The sequence below is a fragment of the Thermotoga maritima MSB8 genome, from assembly GCF_000008545.1.
GTDB classification, from domain to species: domain Bacteria; phylum Thermotogota; class Thermotogae; order Thermotogales; family Thermotogaceae; genus Thermotoga; species Thermotoga maritima.
In genome coordinates, this window is the sequence record NC_000853.1 from 188,760 (window position 1) to 205,760 (window position 17,001).

General features: G+C 51.4%; 13 protein-coding genes, 3 tRNA genes and 3 rRNA genes. 15 read left to right on the top strand and 4 right to left on the bottom strand.

The window, feature by feature from the left end; genetic code table 11:
• Positions 1–208: 208 nt before the first annotated feature.
• The 6 genes from TM_RS00875 to TM_RS00900 all read left to right on the top strand — a co-directional run bounded on the left by TM_RS00875 (position 209) and on the right by TM_RS00900 (position 5,520).
• Positions 209–1,766 (top strand): 16S ribosomal RNA (locus tag TM_RS00875).
• A gap of 42 nt (positions 1,767–1,808) precedes the next feature.
• Positions 1,809–1,885, top strand: a tRNA-Ile gene (locus TM_RS00880).
• 5 nt (positions 1,886–1,890) lie between these two features.
• Positions 1,891–1,966: transfer RNA gene (locus tag TM_RS00885), tRNA-Ala, on the top strand.
• Positions 1,967–2,006: 40 nt separating this feature from the next.
• Positions 2,007–5,027: ribosomal RNA gene (locus tag TM_RS00890) — 23S ribosomal RNA — on the top strand.
• Between the two features lie 42 nt (positions 5,028–5,069).
• Positions 5,070–5,186 (top strand): 5S ribosomal RNA (gene rrf, locus TM_RS00895).
• Together the 16S, 23S and 5S rRNA genes with 2 tRNA genes alongside form the textbook arrangement of a ribosomal RNA operon.
• Positions 5,187–5,241: 55 nt before the next feature.
• Positions 5,242–5,520 carry a hypothetical protein gene (locus TM_RS00900; RefSeq protein WP_004082814.1) on the top strand — a complete coding sequence of 93 codons (279 nt, stop codon included), beginning with the start codon at positions 5,242–5,244 and terminating at the stop codon, positions 5,518–5,520.
• 27 nt (positions 5,521–5,547) lie between these two features.
• On the opposite strand, the gene TM_RS00905 is transcribed toward TM_RS00900, so the two are convergent.
• The gene (locus tag TM_RS00905; RefSeq protein ID WP_004082815.1) at positions 5,548–6,117 is read right to left on the bottom strand and encodes a hypothetical protein; all 570 of its coding nucleotides are present in this window, start codon (positions 6,115–6,117) and stop codon (positions 5,548–5,550) included.
• A gap of 83 nt (positions 6,118–6,200) precedes the next feature.
• On the opposite strand from TM_RS00905, the gene holA reads away from it, so the two are divergent.
• The 4 genes from holA to glmM are packed head-to-tail and all read left to right on the top strand — an operon-like array spanning position 6,201 to position 10,386.
• Positions 6,201–7,175 carry a DNA polymerase III subunit delta gene (gene holA / locus TM_RS00910; RefSeq protein ID WP_004082816.1) on the top strand — a complete coding sequence of 325 codons (975 nt, stop codon included), beginning with the start codon at positions 6,201–6,203 and terminating at the stop codon, positions 7,173–7,175.
• On the top strand, positions 7,144–8,337 hold the full coding sequence (locus TM_RS00915) for a TIGR04013 family B12-binding domain/radical SAM domain-containing protein (protein ID WP_004082817.1): 1,194 nt from the start codon (positions 7,144–7,146) through the stop codon (positions 8,335–8,337). The genes holA and TM_RS00915 overlap by 32 nt, the downstream gene beginning before the upstream one ends.
• Entirely contained in the window at positions 8,318–9,100 is a 783-nt protein-coding gene (locus TM_RS00920; RefSeq protein ID WP_004082819.1) for a carbon-nitrogen hydrolase family protein, read from the top strand. The genes TM_RS00915 and TM_RS00920 overlap by 20 nt, the downstream gene beginning before the upstream one ends.
• Positions 9,097–10,386, top strand: a complete 1,290-nt coding sequence (gene glmM, locus TM_RS00925) for a phosphoglucosamine mutase (RefSeq protein WP_004082821.1) — start codon at positions 9,097–9,099, stop codon at positions 10,384–10,386. The genes TM_RS00920 and glmM overlap by 4 nt, the downstream gene beginning before the upstream one ends.
• Here the strand turns inward: glmM and TM_RS00930 are convergent.
• Genes TM_RS00930 through TM_RS00940 form a run of 3 tightly spaced genes read right to left on the bottom strand, consistent with a single transcriptional unit; the run spans position 10,366 to position 13,241 of the window.
• A complete protein-coding gene (locus TM_RS00930) occupies positions 10,366–10,815 on the bottom strand; it encodes an SRPBCC family protein (protein WP_008193929.1) in 450 nt (149 codons plus the stop codon). The genes glmM and TM_RS00930 overlap by 21 nt on opposite strands.
• A complete protein-coding gene (locus tag TM_RS00935) occupies positions 10,742–11,848 on the bottom strand; it encodes a cyclic di-GMP phosphodiesterase (RefSeq protein ID WP_004082825.1) in 1,107 nt (368 codons plus the stop codon). The genes TM_RS00930 and TM_RS00935 overlap by 74 nt, the downstream gene beginning before the upstream one ends.
• Positions 11,823–13,241 (bottom strand): sensor histidine kinase, encoded by a 1,419-nt coding sequence (locus tag TM_RS00940; RefSeq protein WP_008193926.1) that lies wholly within the window; start codon positions 13,239–13,241, stop codon positions 11,823–11,825. The genes TM_RS00935 and TM_RS00940 overlap by 26 nt, the downstream gene beginning before the upstream one ends.
• Before the next feature lie 304 nt (positions 13,242–13,545).
• On the opposite strand from TM_RS00940, the gene TM_RS00945 reads away from it, so the two are divergent.
• The 5 genes from TM_RS00945 (at position 13,546) to TM_RS00965 (ending at position 16,999) form a co-directional block, all read left to right on the top strand.
• Positions 13,546–13,621: transfer RNA gene (locus TM_RS00945), tRNA-Ala, on the top strand.
• Positions 13,622–13,676: 55 nt separating this feature from the next.
• Positions 13,677–14,108 carry a tRNA (N6-threonylcarbamoyladenosine(37)-N6)-methyltransferase TrmO gene (gene tsaA, locus TM_RS00950; RefSeq protein ID WP_004082829.1) on the top strand — a complete coding sequence of 144 codons (432 nt, stop codon included), beginning with the start codon at positions 13,677–13,679 and terminating at the stop codon, positions 14,106–14,108.
• 4 nt (positions 14,109–14,112) lie between these two features.
• On the top strand, positions 14,113–15,189 hold the full coding sequence (locus tag TM_RS00955; RefSeq protein WP_004082831.1) for an iron ABC transporter substrate-binding protein: 1,077 nt from the start codon (positions 14,113–14,115) through the stop codon (positions 15,187–15,189).
• Positions 15,183–16,217 (top strand): FecCD family ABC transporter permease, encoded by a 1,035-nt coding sequence (locus tag TM_RS00960; RefSeq protein ID WP_008193921.1) that lies wholly within the window; start codon positions 15,183–15,185, stop codon positions 16,215–16,217. The genes TM_RS00955 and TM_RS00960 overlap by 7 nt, the downstream gene beginning before the upstream one ends.
• Positions 16,218–16,222: 5 nt before the next feature.
• Positions 16,223–16,999, top strand: coding sequence for an ABC transporter ATP-binding protein (locus TM_RS00965; RefSeq protein WP_010865069.1), 777 nt, complete (start codon positions 16,223–16,225; stop codon positions 16,997–16,999).
• Positions 17,000–17,001: the final 2 nt, after the last annotated feature.

Below are 17,001 nucleotides of genomic sequence, written 5' to 3' on the forward strand. Positions count from 1 at the left end.
TTTTTCTTAATTGAAAGAGGTTGAAGGGGATGCTATTATTAATCTCGGCGACGTTGAGATGAAGGGTCTTCAGAAAGCGGAAAAAGAAGAATAAAACCCGGAAAGAGAAGTTACGAACTCAGAGTCGAAGCAAACTTCAAGGTTTTTGTCCCCGGGTCATTGAAATATGGATAGCAGCCCCCCAGTTTGTTGAGCCTGGATCGAATCTTATATGGAGGGTTTGATCCTGGCTCAGGGTGAACGCTGGCGGCGTGCCTAACACATGCAAGTCGAGCGGGGGAAACTCCCTTCGGGGAGGAGTACCCAGCGGCGGACGGGTGAGTAACACGTGGGTAACCTGCCCTCCGGAGGGGGATAACCAGGGGAAACCCTGGTTAATACCCCATACGCTCCATCAACGCAAGTTGGTGGAGGAAAGGGGCGTTTGCCCCGCCGGAGGAGGGGCCCGCGGCCCATCAGGTAGTTGGTGGGGTAACGGCCCACCAAGCCGACGACGGGTAGCCGGCCTGAGAGGGTGGTCGGCCACAGGGGCACTGAGACACGGGCCCCACTCTACGGGAGGCAGCAGTGGGGAATCTTGGACAATGGGGGAAACCCTGATCCAGCGACGCCGCGTGCGGGACGAAGCCTTCGGGGTGTAAACCGCTGTGGCGGGGGAAGAATAAGGTAGGGAGGAAATGCCCTACCGATGACGGTACCCCGCTAGAAAGCCCCGGCTAACTACGTGCCAGCAGCCGCGGTAATACGTAGGGGGCAAGCGTTACCCGGATTTACTGGGCGTAAAGGGGGCGTAGGCGGCCTGGTGTGTCGGATGTGAAATCCCACGGCTCAACCGTGGGGCTGCATCCGAAACTACCAGGCTTGGGGGCGGTAGAGGGAGACGGAACTGCCGGTGTAGGGGTGAAATCCGTAGATATCGGCAGGAACGCCGGTGGGGAAGCCGGTCTCCTGGGCCGACCCCGACGCTGAGGCCCGAAAGCCAGGGGAGCAAACCGGATTAGATACCCGGGTAGTCCTGGCTGTAAACGATGCCCACTAGGTGTGGGGGGGTAATCCCTCCGTGCTGAAGCTAACGCGTTAAGTGGGCCGCCTGGGGAGTACGCCCGCAAGGGTGAAACTCAAAGGAATTGACGGGGGCCCGCACAAGCGGTGGAGCGTGTGGTTTAATTGGATGCTAAGCCAAGAACCTTACCAGGGCTTGACATGCCGGTGGTACCTCCCCGAAAGGGGTAGGGACCCAGTCCTTCGGGACTGGGAGCCGGCACAGGTGGTGCACGGCCGTCGTCAGCTCGTGCCGTGAGGTGTTGGGTTAAGTCCCGCAACGAGCGCAACCCCTGCCCCTAGTTGCCAGCGGTTCGGCCGGGCACTCTAGGGGGACTGCCGGCGACGAGCCGGAGGAAGGAGGGGATGACGTCAGGTACTCGTGCCCCTTATGCCCTGGGCGACACACGCGCTACAATGGGCGGTACAATGGGTTGCGACCCCGCGAGGGGGAGCCAATCCCCAAAGCCGCCCTCAGTTCGGATCGCAGGCTGCAACCCGCCTGCGTGAAGCCGGAATCGCTAGTAATCGCGGATCAGCCATGCCGCGGTGAATACGTTCCCGGGCCTTGTACACACCGCCCGTCACGCCACCCGAGTCGGGGGCTCCCGAAGACACCTACCCCAACCCGAAAGGGAGGGGGGGTGTCGAGGGAGAACCTGGCGAGGGGGGCGAAGTCGTAACAAGGTAGCCGTACCGGAAGGTGCGGCTGGATCACCTCCTTTCTAGGAGATGAATGGGGGCTGCTATCCATATTCCAATGGCTCGGGCTCGTAGCTCAGTCGGTCAGAGCGCACGCCTGATAAGCGTGAGGTCGGTGGTTCGAGTCCACCCGAGCCCACCATTGGTGGGGACGTAGCTCAGCTGGGAGAGCGCCTGCTTTGCAAGCAGGAGGTCAGGGGTTCGAATCCCCTCGTCTCCACCAAGGTGAAGGGTCATTGAAAACTGCATAGGGGAAAGTAGGAGGTCAAGGTACTAAGGGCACGCGGTGGATGCCTTGGCGGCGGGAGGCGATGAAGGGCGTGGCAAGCTGCGATAAGCCCGGGGGAGCCGCAAGCAGGCGTTGATCCCGGGATTCCCGAATGGGGAAACCTGGGTGGCCGTTGAGGCCACTCGCCGCCGAAAGGCGGTGCGACACCGGGGGAAGTGAAACATCTCAGTACCCCGAGGAAAAGAAATCAACCGAGATTCCCCTAGTAGCGGCGAGCGAACGGGGAGGAGCCCAAACCAGCGTGGTGTCAAAGCCCGTGGGCGTTGCCACGCTGGGGTTGTGGGACACGGCCGGGCGAGGCCACGGACTCGCCGGGGAGTTACAAATCCCTCCTCTAGCCGAACCACCTGGGAAGGTGGGCCGGAGAGGGTGACAGCCCCGTAGGCGAAAGGGGAGGGACTCCCTGGGCCGTGCTCCCGAGTACCACGGGACACGTGGAATCCCGTGGGAAGCTGGGGGGACCACCCTCCAAGGCTAAATACTACCCGCCGTCCGATAGCGCACCAGTACCGTGAGGGAAAGGTGAAAAGCACCCCGGAAGGGGAGTGAAAGAGGACCTGAAACCGCGTGCCTACAAGAAGTCGGAGCCCCCATTTGGGGGTGACGGCGTGCCTTTTGATTAATGAGCCCGCGAGTTGCCGTCGGTGGCGAGGTTAAGCCGACGAAGGCGTAGCCGTAGCGAAAGCGAGTCCGAACAGGGCGCTCAGTCACCGGCGGCAGACCCGAAGCCGGGTGAGCTACCCCTGGGCAGGGTGAAGGTGGGTTAAAACCCACTGGAGGCCCGAACCGGTGGACAGTGAAAAGTCCTCGGATGACCTGGGGGTAGGAGTGAAAAGCTAACCGAACCCGGTGATAGCTGGTTCTCCCCGAAATGCATTGAGGTGCAGCCTCGGGCGGTCTGTGCAGGGGGTAGAGCACTGATGGGGCTAGGGGGGTTTCCTCCGAACCCCGTCAAACTCCGAATCCCTGCACACAAAGCCCGGGAGTGAGCCCGCGGGGGATAAGCTCCGCGGACGAGAGGGGAACAACCCAGACCGCCGGCTAAGGGCCCGAAGAGGTGGCTAAGTGGTAAAGGATGTGGAGCGCCTAAGACAGCTGGGATGTTGGCTTAGAAGCAGCCATCATTTAAAGAGTGCGTAACAGCTCACCAGCCGAGGCGCTCTGCACCGAAAATGTAACGGGGCTCAAGCCACCCCCCGAAGCCGCGGGTCAGTACCTCCGCTGGAGGTACTGGCGGTAGGGGAGCTTTCCGCTGTAGGGTGAAGGCGGACCCGCGAGGGCCGCTGGACGAGGCGGAAGTGAGAATGCGGGCATGAGTACGCGAAAGGAGGGTGAGAATCCCTCCCCCCGTAAGCCCAAGGGTACCTGGGGAAGGTTCGTCCGCCCAGGGTTAGCCGGGACCCTAAGGTGAACCCGAAAGGGGTAGCCGAAGGGAAGCCGGTTAATATTCCGGCGCCACCTGCGGTCGATGGTACGAGGGGTGACGCAGGAGGGTAGGCGCCGGGGGCAAGTGGCATGCCCCTCCAAGCGGTTAGGGCGATGACGGGCGTAGGTAAATCCGCGCCCCGAGCCTGAGCCGTGATGGGGAGGTCCCTTCGGGGACCAACGGCGCTGACCCCACACTGCCGAGAAAAACCTCGCGTACCGCTTGAGACCGTAGGTGCCCGTTCCGCAAACCGACACAGGTGGGCGGGCTGAGAAGGCTCAGGGGAGCGGGTTAACCCTCGCCAAGGAACTCGGCAAATTGGCCCCGTAACTTCGGGAGAAGGGGTGCCGCGTTAGGGTGAACCCAGGGGAAGGGGCAACCCGGAAACTGGGGGAGCCCGAGGCGGTCGCAGTGACAAGGCCCTGGCGACTGTTTACCAAAAACACAGGTCTCTGCTAACTCGAAAAGAGGAAGTATAGGGACTGACGCCTGCCCAGTGCCGGAAGGTTAAGGGGAGGGGTGAGGCTCCCCTTGTGGGAGCGTAGCTCCGACCCGAAGCCCCGGTAAACGGCGGCCGTAACTATAACGGTCCTAAGGTAGCGAAATTCCTTGTCGGGTAAGTTCCGACCTGCATGAATGGCGTAACGACTGGGGCACTGTCTCGGCGGGGGGCCCGGCGAAATTTCAGTCTGGGTGAAGATGCCCAGTACCCGCGGCTAGACGGAAAGACCCCGTGGAGCTTTACTGCAGCCTGGTATTGGGCTCTGGTGCATCGTGTATAGCATAGGTGGGAGGCTGTGAAGCCGCCTCGCCAGGGGCGGTGGAGCCGCCAGTGGAATACCACCCTCGGTGCACTGGAGTCCTAACCTGACCCTGTGAAGAGCAGGGTGGGGACAGTGCCAGGTGGGCAGTTTGACTGGGGCGGTCACCTCCTAAAAGGTAACGGAGGTGTGCAAAGGTCGGCTCAGGTGGGTTGGAAATCCACCGCAGAGTGCAAGGGCATAAGCCGGCCTGACTGCGAGGCCGACAGGCCGAGCAGGGGGGAAACCCGGCCCTAGTGACCCGGCGGTCCCGTGTGGAAGGGCCGTCGATCAACGGATAAAAGTTACCCCGGGGATAACAGGCTGGTCCCGCCCGAGAGTTCACATCGACGGCGGGGTTCGGCACCTCGATGTCGGCTCATCCCATCCTGGGGCTGAAGCAGGTCCCAAGGGTTGGGCTGTTCGCCCATTAAAGGGGTACGTGAGCTGGGTTCAGACCGTCGTGAGACAGGTCGGTCCCTATCTGCCGCGGGCGTAGGAGGCTTGAGGGGGGTCCTCCCTTGTACGAGAGGACCGGGAGGAGGGGGCCTCTGGTGTACCGGCTGTCGCGCCAGCGGCATACGCCGGGTAGCTACGCCCCTAAGCGATAACCGCTGAAAGCATCTAAGCGGGAAGCGCGCCCCAAGATTAGGCCTCCCATCCCGTTAAGGGAGTAAGGCCGGTCCGAGAAGAGGACCTTGATAGGCCGGGGGTGTAAGCGCCGCAAGCGTTGAGCCCACCGGTACTAATCGGCCGAGGCCTTGACCTCCGAAATCCCCTATGCAGTTTCCAGTGACCCTTCGAAGTATCCCCGGGTGCCGATACTGGGGCGGGAAACACCCGGTTCCATTCCGAACCCGGCCGTTAAGCCGCCCTGGGCCGATGGTAGTATGGGGGCAGCCCCATGCGAGAGTAGGTAGCGCCCGGGGATTTGTTTTTTTATAGATCACCTTTTGTTATAATAGTAACAAGGGGGTGATCTCGTGGCGGAAAAACTTCCTATAAAAACTGTGATGACAATCCTTGTGGAAAACAGAAGAGAAACGGCAGAGAAAGTTCAGAAGATTCTCACGGCCTGGGGTTGTCTGATCAAGACAAGACTCGGCCTTCACGATGGTGTTCTCGATAACTGCTCAGAAGCGGGTCTCATAGTTCTTGAACTTGTGGGAAGTCCTGAGCAGCACAGAGAACTGTGTGACAAACTCAACAAACTTCCGGGTGTGAAAGCAGACTACATGGAACTTTCATTCGACGAAGAATGAAGCCCCTCGAAAAGAGGGGCTTTCGTTTTACCAGGCGGTCCAGGTGACCCAGAGCCTTACGTTGGTGATGGTGACCGTGACGGTGGCACCAGTGGTGGACTCGTATTCGTTTTGACCAAAAATCACCCATAGAGTGACATCTTCGCCGTTGTTTATTCTGTTGAGGGCTGTTCTCAGAGCATCTGAATCATCGGCAGAGATGGGAAAAGAGTATTCGCTCTCCTGCGAGGTGTCAATACGGATAGTCACATCACCGGTTGTGGGCGTAGATGATGGCTCCTCAAGCGCAAATCTTATGAATCCAACGAATCTGAGATCTCCTTCAACCGTGATCTTTCCGGACACTTCGATGTTGTGGAAGTGTACCGTTCCGGGAACTCCTGCTTTCTGCTGTGCATTTTTCACATCTTCTGCTTTGACTGTGAAACTTGCCGATGTTGTTTCTAGTGTAGAAGAACTTCCCGCCGGGATCTCAAACACCTGAGGCTCGATACCGAGGTTTCCAAGATCGATGGGAATGGGCACCGGGATGCATCCAGAAATCAGTACGAGAATACCAGCTGTGATCAGAGCCGACCAGATGAGCACCCTTTTCATATTTTCACCTCCTCACTATCCAAATAATAACACTTTGAAATTGTTTCTCAAAGCGTGTTAAAATCACCATGAGAGGTGATTGTATGCCAGTCACGTTTCTCACAGGTACTGCAGAAACTCAGAAGGAAGAATTGATAAAGAAACTCCTGAAGGATGGTAACGTGGAGTACATAAGGATCCATCCGGAGGATCCCGACAAGATCGATTTCATAAGGTCTTTACTCAGGACAAAGACGATCTTTTCCAACAAGACGATCATTGACATCGTCAATTTCGATGAGTGGAAAGCACAGGAGCAGAAGCGTCTCGTTGAACTTTTGAAAAACGTACCGGAAGACGTTCATATCTTCATCCGTTCTCAAAAAACAGGTGGAAAGGGAGTAGCGCTGGAGCTTCCGAAGCCATGGGAAACGGACAAGTGGCTTGAGTGGATAGAAAAGCGCTTCAGGGAGAATGGTTTGCTCATCGATAAAGATGCCCTTCAGCTGTTTTTCTCCAAGGTTGGAACGAACGACCTGATCATAGAAAGGGAGATTGAAAAACTGAAAGCTTATTCCGAGGACAGAAAGATAACGGTAGAAGACGTGGAAGAGGTCGTTTTTACCTATCAGACTCCGGGATACGATGATTTTTGCTTTGCTGTTTCCGAAGGAAAAAGGAAGCTCGCTCACTCTCTTCTGTCGCAGCTGTGGAAAACCACAGAGTCCGTGGTGATTGCCACTGTCCTTGCGAATCACTTCTTGGATCTCTTCAAAATCCTCGTTCTTGTGACAAAGAAAAGATACTACACCTGGCCTGATGTGTCCAGGGTGTCCAAAGAGCTGGGAATTCCCGTTCCTCGTGTGGCTCGTTTCCTCGGTTTCTCCTTTAAGACCTGGAAATTCAAGGTGATGAACCACCTCCTCTACTACGATGTGAAGAAGGTTAGAAAGATACTGAGGGATCTCTACGATCTGGACAGAGCCGTGAAAAGCGAAGAAGATCCAAAACCGTTCTTCCACGAGTTCATAGAAGAGGTGGCACTGGATGTATATTCTCTTCAGAGAGATGAAGAATAACTGGTACAGCCTCGCGGCCCTTCTCTCAACCATATACAGCAGGCACCTCGATGTGGAAGCAAGACCTGTGAAGTTTGAGGAAATAAAGAAGTTCCCTCCAGAAAAGACCATCGTTGCCTATTCCTTCATGAGTTTTGACCTTGATACCGTCAGAGAGGAAGTCAAAACATTGAAGGAAAGGGGATACACACTCATCGCGGGAGGACCGCATGTGACAGCCGATCCAGAAGGCTGCTTGAGAATGGGATTCGATCACGTTTTCACGGGGGATGGAGAGGAGAATATTTTGAAGTTCTTGATGGGGGAGAGAAAAAAGATCTTCGATGGTATCTCAAAGAGGGTCAACCTGAACCACTACCCACCTTTCCTACCTTCGAAAGGAATCTACATGCCCATCGAAATCACGAGGGGATGCCCGTTTTCTTGTGCGTACTGTCAGACACCGATCATCGCCGGAAGACGGGTAAGACACCGCGATGTGGATGTCGTCGTTCATTACGCGAAACTCGGTGTGAAACACGGAAGGAAGCTCGCTCGTTTCATAGCTCCCAACTCCTTCGGCTATGGTTCGAAGAACGGAGTAACACCCAATGTAGAGAAGATAGAAGAACTCCTGTATGGACTCAAAAAGGTTGGTATCGAAGAAATATATTTCGGAACGTTTCCTTCCGAAGTGAGGCCAGAGTCTGTGACCGACGAAGTACTCAAAGTGGTGAAAAAGTACGTCAACAACCGTTCCATAGTGATAGGTGCCCAGAGCGGAAGCGACAGGATCTTGAAGATCATAAAGCGTGGCCACACGGTTGAACAGGTAGAGGAAGCGATAGAAAAGATCTCTCTTCACGGTTTTATTCCACACGTTGATTTCATATTCGGCTTCCCGTTCGAAACGGAAGAGGATGTGGAGAAAACTTTCAGCTTTATTGTTAAAATAGTGGAGAGGTACGGCGCAAAGATCCATGCGCACACCTTCATGCCGCTTCCCGGGACGGAACTTTTCAACGCTGGGCCCGGAAGACTCACAGAGGTTCATTACAAATTTCTGGGGAGGCTCGCTTCAAAGGGTATTCTCGACGGTTACTGGATGAAGCAGGAAATGCTTGCGAGGAAGGTGTACGAAATTGCGAGTGGCGGCAGTACAGATGTTACCAGCGATCGGTGACTTCGAAGGAAATCTGGAGAGAATAGAACAGTTCATAGAGATGGCTGTTTCGGAAGGAGCCGAAGTCGTTGTCTTTCCGGAGCTCACAATCAGTGGGTACACCTGGGACGAGGCGATTCTGAAAAGGGGAGCCTTGTTTTTCTCGGAAGTCGCAAAGAAAAAACTCTTGAAGCTTTCAAGGGAAGGACAGATACTGATAGCTGTTGGTACACCAAGGGTCGTTCTGGGAAAGCTCAGAAACTCGCTTGTGATTTTCAAGAAGAAAAAGGAATTGCTTTTCTACGATAAAACACATCTCTTTCGTGGAGAGAAAAACGTCTTTGAACCTGGGGAGTATTTCCTTGTGTTTTCTTACAGAGGGGTAGTTTTTGGCACGTTGATCTGTTATGAGATCGGCTTCCCTGAAATATCACGTATTTTAACATTCAAAGGGAGCAAAGTGATTCTTTCGGCCTTTGCTTTTGGGAAAGCTCGGGGGCACACGTACGATGTTGCCACAAGATCCAGGGCGGTTGAGAACGGAGTTTTCCTTGTGGCATCCTCCATGTGCGGCGAAGGTTTTGTGGAATTCGTCGGAAGAACGAGAATAGTGGGTCCAAACGGAAAGGTTATGAACGAGATAGAGAGCGGTGAAGGTTTGATCTGTGAAGATCTCGATCTAGATGCTGTTTATCATTACAGATACGACGAAGAAGGAGATTCTCACGCTTACCTTAGAAACTACATATCCCACCTTTACACGCTTCAGAAGGGGAGGTTATGAGGGTGAAATACTTCGGAACCGACGGAATAAGGGGAATCTTTGGTGAAACACTCACAGATGAGCTGGCCTTCAAGGTGGGCAAAGCGCTGGGAGAGATTGTCGGAGAAGGGAAAGTTATCGTGGGAAAGGACACGAGGGTTTCGGGGGATTCGCTCGAAGCGGCTATTTCCGCTGGCCTCACGTCCATGGGGGTGGACGTTCTTCTGTGCGGCATTCTTCCAACGCCCGCGGTGGCTCTCCTCACGAGGATCACCAGGTCGTTCGGTGTTGTCATTTCGGCTTCTCACAATCCTCCAGAATACAACGGCATAAAGGTGTTGAAGGGTGGATACAAGATACCGGACGAGATGGAAGCAGAGATAGAGAAGAGACTGGAAAACGGGAGTTTCTTAACCCGCTCGGTTGTCGGCAGGACAAAATCGTTTAGAGAAGGAAGGGACATGTACATCGGAGCGGTCCTTGAAATGTTCAGGGATCTCGATCTCACAGGTGAGATGGTATCCCTGGACCTTGCGAACGGTGCCACAACGACAACTGCCAGAGAGGTTTTTGAATTCCTTGGAGCGAAAGTAGAGGTGTTCAACGATTCCCAGGACGGACTCCTCATAAATCAAGGATGCGGAGCCACTCATCCCAGGTTTTTGGCCGAAGAGATGAAGAACGGGAAGGTGGGATTCACCTTCGATGGTGATGGAGACCGTGTGATAGCTGTAGACGAAGAAAGAAACGTTGTGAACGGAGATAGGATCATAGGGATCCTCGCAGTTGGGTTGAAAGAAGAGGGACGTCTAAACAGCGATACCGTGGTGGGCACCGTTATGACGAATGGAGGCCTCGAAGATTTTCTCAAAGAAAAAGGGATAAGACTTCTTCGAACGAAAGTTGGAGACAAATACGTTCTTGAAAAGATGCTCGAAAGTGGAGCGAATCTGGGAGGAGAGAGATCCGGTCACATAATAATCCTCGACAGAAGCACTACGGGAGATGGTTTGATAACCGCTTTGGAGCTGATGAGAGTCCTCAAGCGATCGGGAAGAAAGCTTTCTGATTTCGCGAAGGAGATACCAGATTATCCGCAGATCACAAAGAACGTAAGGAGAACGGAGCGAATGTCTCTCGAAAATGAGAATCTGAGAAAGATCGTTGAAGAGAGCACTTCCAGGGGCTACCGTGTGGTGATAAGACCGTCCGGTACAGAGCCCGTTATAAGAATCACGGTTGAGGGAAAAGACAGAGAGGAGATAGAAAAGATCGTGGAGGAGATTTCAAGGGTTCTCGAGAGTTGATATCCCGTATTCTATCCATATCTTCGCGAGGGTCAACATTTCTCCCCATCCGACTGCACACTCGAGCTTTATTTTCATGTCCTCTTCGTTGAGGACGATCGTGTGGTCTTCTACCTGAACCCAGGTGCCGTTGTAGCTTGAAGGGAAGAACTCCATCTTGACGCGGGATCTGAATCCATCTTCGTATGTGTTCCAGGAGAACTCTATGAGATTGGGAGGTTCTAACCTATGGATGATACCTTCGTCCGTCACTTCCTCCCCAAACGTTTTTCTGAACCACCTGAAGAAGATCTTTCCTCCTTCCTTGAGTTCCATCTTCATACCATCGGTGAACCAGCCGTCCCAGCCGTTTTCGTTAACGAATACCCTCCACACCTTCTCCAGGGGAGCTCTGATGTGAACGCCCGCCGTTGTGGGAGGTATCTTCATCCTTCTCCCTCCTGTAGACATCGGTTATTTCTTTTTCCAGTTTCAGGAAGGCTTCGACTACTTCTGGTGAATAGAGCTTCCCGGAAAGGGATTCTATCTCTCTGAACGCTTCTTCAAGTGGTTTTGGGTTTTTGTAGGGTCTTCTGGAAACCATGGCGTCGAAACTGTCCGCCACCGCTACGATGAGGCCAGAAATGGGTATTTCTCTCTCCTTCAGTCCCCTGGGATACCCGGACCCATCCCATCTTTCGTGATGCGTGAGAGCGATCTCCGCTCCAAGTTGAAGGATAGGGGAGTTGCTCCGGCTGAGGATCCTGAATCCGATGGTGGTGTGTTGTTTCATGATTTCGAATTCTTCCGGTGTGAGAATACCGGGCTTCAACAGGATTCTGTCGGGTATTCCGATCTTTCCAATATCGTGGAGGGGAGCGGCGAACTGAATCTCTGTGACGAAAACCTCGCTCATTCCCATTTCTTCAGCAATCCTTCCTGAGAGCCATCCAACCCTCTCTGTGTGTCTGTGTGTCTCCATGTCCCTGTATTCGGAAAGCATGTTCAGTATTTCCAGAACTTCGAAGAGAAAGTCTTCGTATTCTGTGAAGAACTCCTCCGCGGTTTTTTCCAGAAGGAAGAGTTTTTTCTTCAACGATTTCAGATAGCTGTTTCTGTACATATGGAAGACTCTGTTTCTGAGGGCGTGGGTTATTTTCAATCTCAACAGTTCGAGATTGACAGGTTTTTTGATGAAATCATCGGCTCCTGCCTCCACACATTTCTTTACTATTTCAGTGTCGTCGTACGCGGTTACGACGAAGACCACACAGGATGGATTCTTCGCTTTTATCTTGTTCACCACTTCTATTCCACTCATCCCTGGTAGCATCACGTCTACCAGCGCGACATCGACGTTTTCCGAAAGCTCGACGGCTTTCTCTCCGTTTTCTGCTTCGATCACGTTGAACCCGGAGAGCTTCAGGTACTGTCCCATGGCTTCCCGTGTGATGTCATCATCTTCCACGATCAGTACTGTCATTTTTATCCCTCCTGAGGGGAAGGGTTATTACGAATGTGGTCCCGTCCTTTTTTATGACTTCCATCGAACCATTCAGATAGTTCACCAGTTTCTTCACTGTGAAGAGTCCAAATCCGTTTTGTTCCTTCAAACCCGGTCCTGTGTCAGAAACACGCAAGTTGATTTTATCATTTTTCTTTTCTATTTTGAGAACCACTCTTCCAGAAGGTGTGTACTTCACCGCGTTTGAAAACAGGTTCAAAACCAGTGCGAGGAAAGCATCTTTGTCGATTTCGAGTTCGTCGAATTCCATTTCGATGTCTGTTTCAAGGTTTTTGAGCCGAGCCGTTTCCAGAATCGGTTCCAGGGCTTTTTCCACGTCATTCTTCCTCAGAACTTCGCTTCTTCCTATCGACGTTTTGAGGATCCTTTCTATCTCTTCTGTCATTTCGTGGCAGAGTTTTTCTATGTTTCTAACCACAGGCGAGGTCTCTGGGAACTGTTGTTTCAAAAGTTGAGCACTCACGTAGATGGCGTTCACCGGGTTTTTCAAATTGTGGGCGAGGTTCTTGGTGAGTACAACGTACATATCCTGAAATTTTTGTTTTTCTTCCAGAAAGGATATGTACTCCTCGGCAAACTTTGAAAAAGCATCTCTTAACTTTGGAAAATAAGAAGACACTTCTTGTGAAAAATATTTGCTGAGCATCTCTCTCACTCTGTTTTGATCATCTTCACGCAGGATTTCCGGTATGATTCGCAGGATTTCGATGAGAAAGTTGTAAAGGTTCGTGACGGCAGAAGAAATTCGTTCGGGAGGAATCTCGAGTTCCTTTGAGAGCTTTTCTGCTTCTTCTTTGGGTGTCTCCACGTACTTTTTAACGAAGTGCCACATCAAAAAGATACTGCCCGATGCCACATGGTAGGGATATGCACTTCTGAAAAAGTAGAAAAAAATCGAGGAAATGGAATAAAGAAACAAACTCACCGAAAGGAGTGTTGTCTGCGGTTTTCTGATGAGGAGAAGAAGAGAAAAAAGAGCGAGCGAAACGCTCTCAAGGTGGAGGGTGAAGTCAAATCTCAAAACTGATACAGCAAAAAGAATAACAAATGTGAGAACAACGAGCCATTTGAAAGAATTCTTTTTCTTCCCGATCAGAAAGAAAAAGAAACCTTCAGCGAGGATCAGCTTGGAGCTGCTCAGAAACATCCACGCGTTTTTGGGATTCATGAGGAAAATCCGAAGGAAAAAGAGGGAAAGTAGAGAAGAGAACAAACAGGAAAAAGCGAGGATGGTTAAATCCTCATCCTTTCTTGAGCTGGTGTAGTGTGTGAAAAACGAGAGAAAGAGCGCCGCAAAGTTCAGAGCAGAGACGATCACTACGTTTGTCGTTTCAGGAAATAGGAAATACATAACGACCATACCAAAAAGTGAGATTATAATAAAGGGTCCATGCTATCTACCCCCCTTGATTTAATCTAACACATGAGTTTGTAACATGTCAATAATTGACTGTTATTTCGTCAATTGATTCAGTTGAAAACTATCATTTGTTAAAGCAGTTTCGTTTGATACTGAATTTAATAAAATGAATCAAAACGAAAGACTGGGCAGGCGGTATGTTGAGAGTTATAAAGATCACCGAAGTCTTCAGGAATGGCTCTCAGGATAGGACTTGAATAAATAGAAGAGATCGAGTATAATAAATCACGGATGTGGGGCCGTAGCTCAGCTGGGAGAGCGCTACCTTCGCACGGTAGAGGTCGTGGGTTCAAGTCCCATCGGCTCCACCAAAAAGCCCCTGCGCGTGCAGGGGGTTATTTTTTTAATTTAAAGGGGGAGTTGGATGTGTTTCTGTTGAAACAGATCGGTGTGATTAGATCTCCTTTCAAAAGTCCCTCCGAGTGTCCTTTCCAGGGGAGATTTTCTCAGGAGAGATTCACGATCGAACTCTTTCCTGAATACGAGGAAGGGCTGAAGGACATCGAAACGTGTACACATCTGATCGTTCTTTACTGGCTTGACAGAGCGAACAGAGACAGATTGATCGCTATCCCACCGTTTGACAAGCGTGAGCACGGTGTTTTCGCGACACGCTCTCCCCACAGGCCGAATCCCATCGGTTTTTCTGTTGTGAAACTTTTAGAAGTGAGGGGAAGGGAACTGGTTGTAGAGGGACTGGACGCTGTTGATGGAACCCCCGTTGTCGATATCAAACCCTACTCTTCGAAAATAGACTGCGTAGAGAACGCCAGAATTGGATGGTTCGAGGAGGTGTAGAGAAATGAAATTCAAGGTTTTTATCTCTGTTTTTCTGATTCTCTCGGTCGCGTTGTTTTCGGAAGGAATCGTGATAAAAGATCTTCTTGGAAGAGAAGTGGAGATTCCTTCGAACGTGAATCGAATCGTGGCAGTGGGTCCCGGGGCGCTCAGGTTGATTGCGTATTTGAAAGCCACCGATATGGTTGTCGGTGTGGAAGACTTTGAGAAACTCAGACCTTACGGGAGGCCATACATACTTGCGTATCCGGAGCTCAAGAAACTTCCGAGTGTTGGTCCTGGAGGACCGGGAAAGCTTCCAGATCTGGAGTCTTTGATAACCCTGCAACCCGACGTTGTCTTCATCACGTACGTTGACAGGAAGACGGCGAAGGACATACAGGAGAAAACGGGGATTCCTGTTGTCGTTCTCAGTTATGGGAATCTGGGGACATTTGAAGACGAGGATCTCTTCAGATCGATCGAGCTGGCGGGAAAGATTCTTGGAAGAGAAGAAAGGGCCCATGAAGTGGTTGATTTCATAAGGAAAGCGCAGGAGGATCTCGTAACTCGATCTGAGGGTGTCGAAAGCCCTACCGTCTACGTTGGTGGAATCGGATACAAAGGAGCTCATGGAATCGATAGCACGGAGGCGAAGTATCCTCCTTTCGTGGTCCTACACGCGAGGAACGTTGTGGACGAACTGGGAGAAGGACACAAATTCATAGATCCTGAGAAGCTACTCGTTTGGAATCCAGAGTACATTTTCATCGATGAAAACGGTTTGAGCCTCGTACTGGACGATTATTCGAAACACAGAGAATTCTACGAGAGTTTGAGTGCTGTCAAAAGAGGAAAAGTTTACGGCATTCTCCCTTACAATTACTACACCACCAACATTGGAACGGCTCTGGCCGATGCGTACTTCATCGGAAAGGTTCTCTATCCCGAACGTTTTACCGATATCGATCCAGAGGAAAAGGCGGATGAAATTTATGAATTCCTCCTCGGGAAAAGGGTTTACGGGGAGATGGCTGAGCAATTTGGAGGATTTGGAAAGATAGATCTTCCTTCAGGAAGGATCCTCCGTGGAACGTGGTGATTTACAAGAATTACGTTGCGAGAAGAATTCTCACGATTCTGTTTTTATCATTTTTGCTGGTGCTTGTAGGGATCTATTCTCTATCACATGGTGGATACTCTCTGTCGCTCAAAGATATTATCGGCGCATTTCTGGGGAAGGGTGACAGGAAGGCGCAACTTGTGATCTGGAGTGTCAGATTTCCAAGAGTAGTCACCGGTATCCTCGTTGGTGCTTCTTTGGCGGTCTCTGGAGCTGTTATGCAGGGAGTTTTGAAAAATCCTCTTGCCAGCCCCTTTACAACGGGTACATCTCATGGCGCTATGTTCGGTGCTTCCTTAGCCATCGCACTGGGAGCAGGGTATTCTGAGAGCACTGGTAGTGTCACACTGAACAATCCCTACACCATCGCTCTCTTCGCTTTTCTTGGGGCGATGAGTTCTTCTCTTGTCATTCTTTTGATTGGAAAACTAAAAGAAATCACTCCAGAAGCTATAGTGCTGATGGGTGTCGCCATGGGTTCTCTCTTCACGGCTGCCACCACGTTGATCCAGTACTTTGCCGATGATCTGGAACTCGCCACGATGGTTTACTGGAGCTTTGGAGATCTTGGAAGGACAACCTGGAGAGAAAACCTCATACTTCTGGTGATATTTTTGACGGTTTTCGCTTATTTCCTCTGGAAGGCGTGGGATATCAATGCGATGGTTGTGGGAGACGAAATCGCAAAGTCGACGGGGATTGAAGTGGAAAAAGTGAGATTGATTCTGGTAGTGCTCTCTACTTTGCTGACAGCCATCAGTGTGGCGTTCGTCGGTATAATCGGTTTCATAGGACTGCTGGCACCCCACATGATGAGAATCCTCTTTGGAGAAGATTACAGATTTTTGATTCCTCTTTCCGCGCTGTGTGGTAGTGTTTTGCTGTTATCGGCCGATACTGTGGCACGCGTTCTTCTATCTCCCACAGTTCTTCCTGTGGGGATTGTGACTTCTTTTCTCGGGGCACCTCTTTTCATCTATCTGCTCCTTCACGGGGAAGAAAGGTGACAGAGATGCTTCGAATAAGAAATCTCTCGTTCAGTTACAGAAACAAAAAGATCCTAGATAATGTCACTTTCAGCGCGCAGAAGGGAGAACTCATCGCTATCCTGGGGCCAAACGGTGCAGGAAAGAGCACGTTGTTGAAGTGCATAGCAGGTATCCTGAAGTGCCAGGGCGTAGAGATTTTTAGTAAACCTCTCGAACAATACACCAGAAGAGATCTGGCCAGGATAGTAGGGTACGTTCCACAGAGAATCGATCCCGGAATGTTGAACGTTTACAATCTGATCCTTCTCGGGAGGAAACCATACGTAAGCGTAAGCCCCTCAAAAGAGGATATCGAGATTGTAAACAGGGTGGTAGAACGATTGAATCTCCAACATCTGGTGTTTCAGAGAGCGAAGAATTTGAGCGGTGGCGAACTTCAAAAGGTGAGTATTGCCAGGGCACTCGTTCAAGAGCCGGAGATACTTTTGCTGGACGAGCCAACGAACAATCTCGACCCAAAGAATCAGATCGAGATCATGGAGATAGTTCAAGATTTTGTGAAATCAAGAAAGATGGCACTAGTCGTGATGCATGAGATAAACCTGGCTCTGCGATTTGCTGATAGGTTCATTTTCATGAAGGATGGAAAGATTGTACGCGACGGTGAAAGATCGATTTTGACACCAGATCTGTTCTGGGAAGTGTACGGGGTGAACGGAGTTGTGAAAGAGATTCTTGATACACCTGTTTTTGTTTTGAGAGGCAAGGAATCTCCGGGATCCCGTGAAAATGCTGGCTAGCA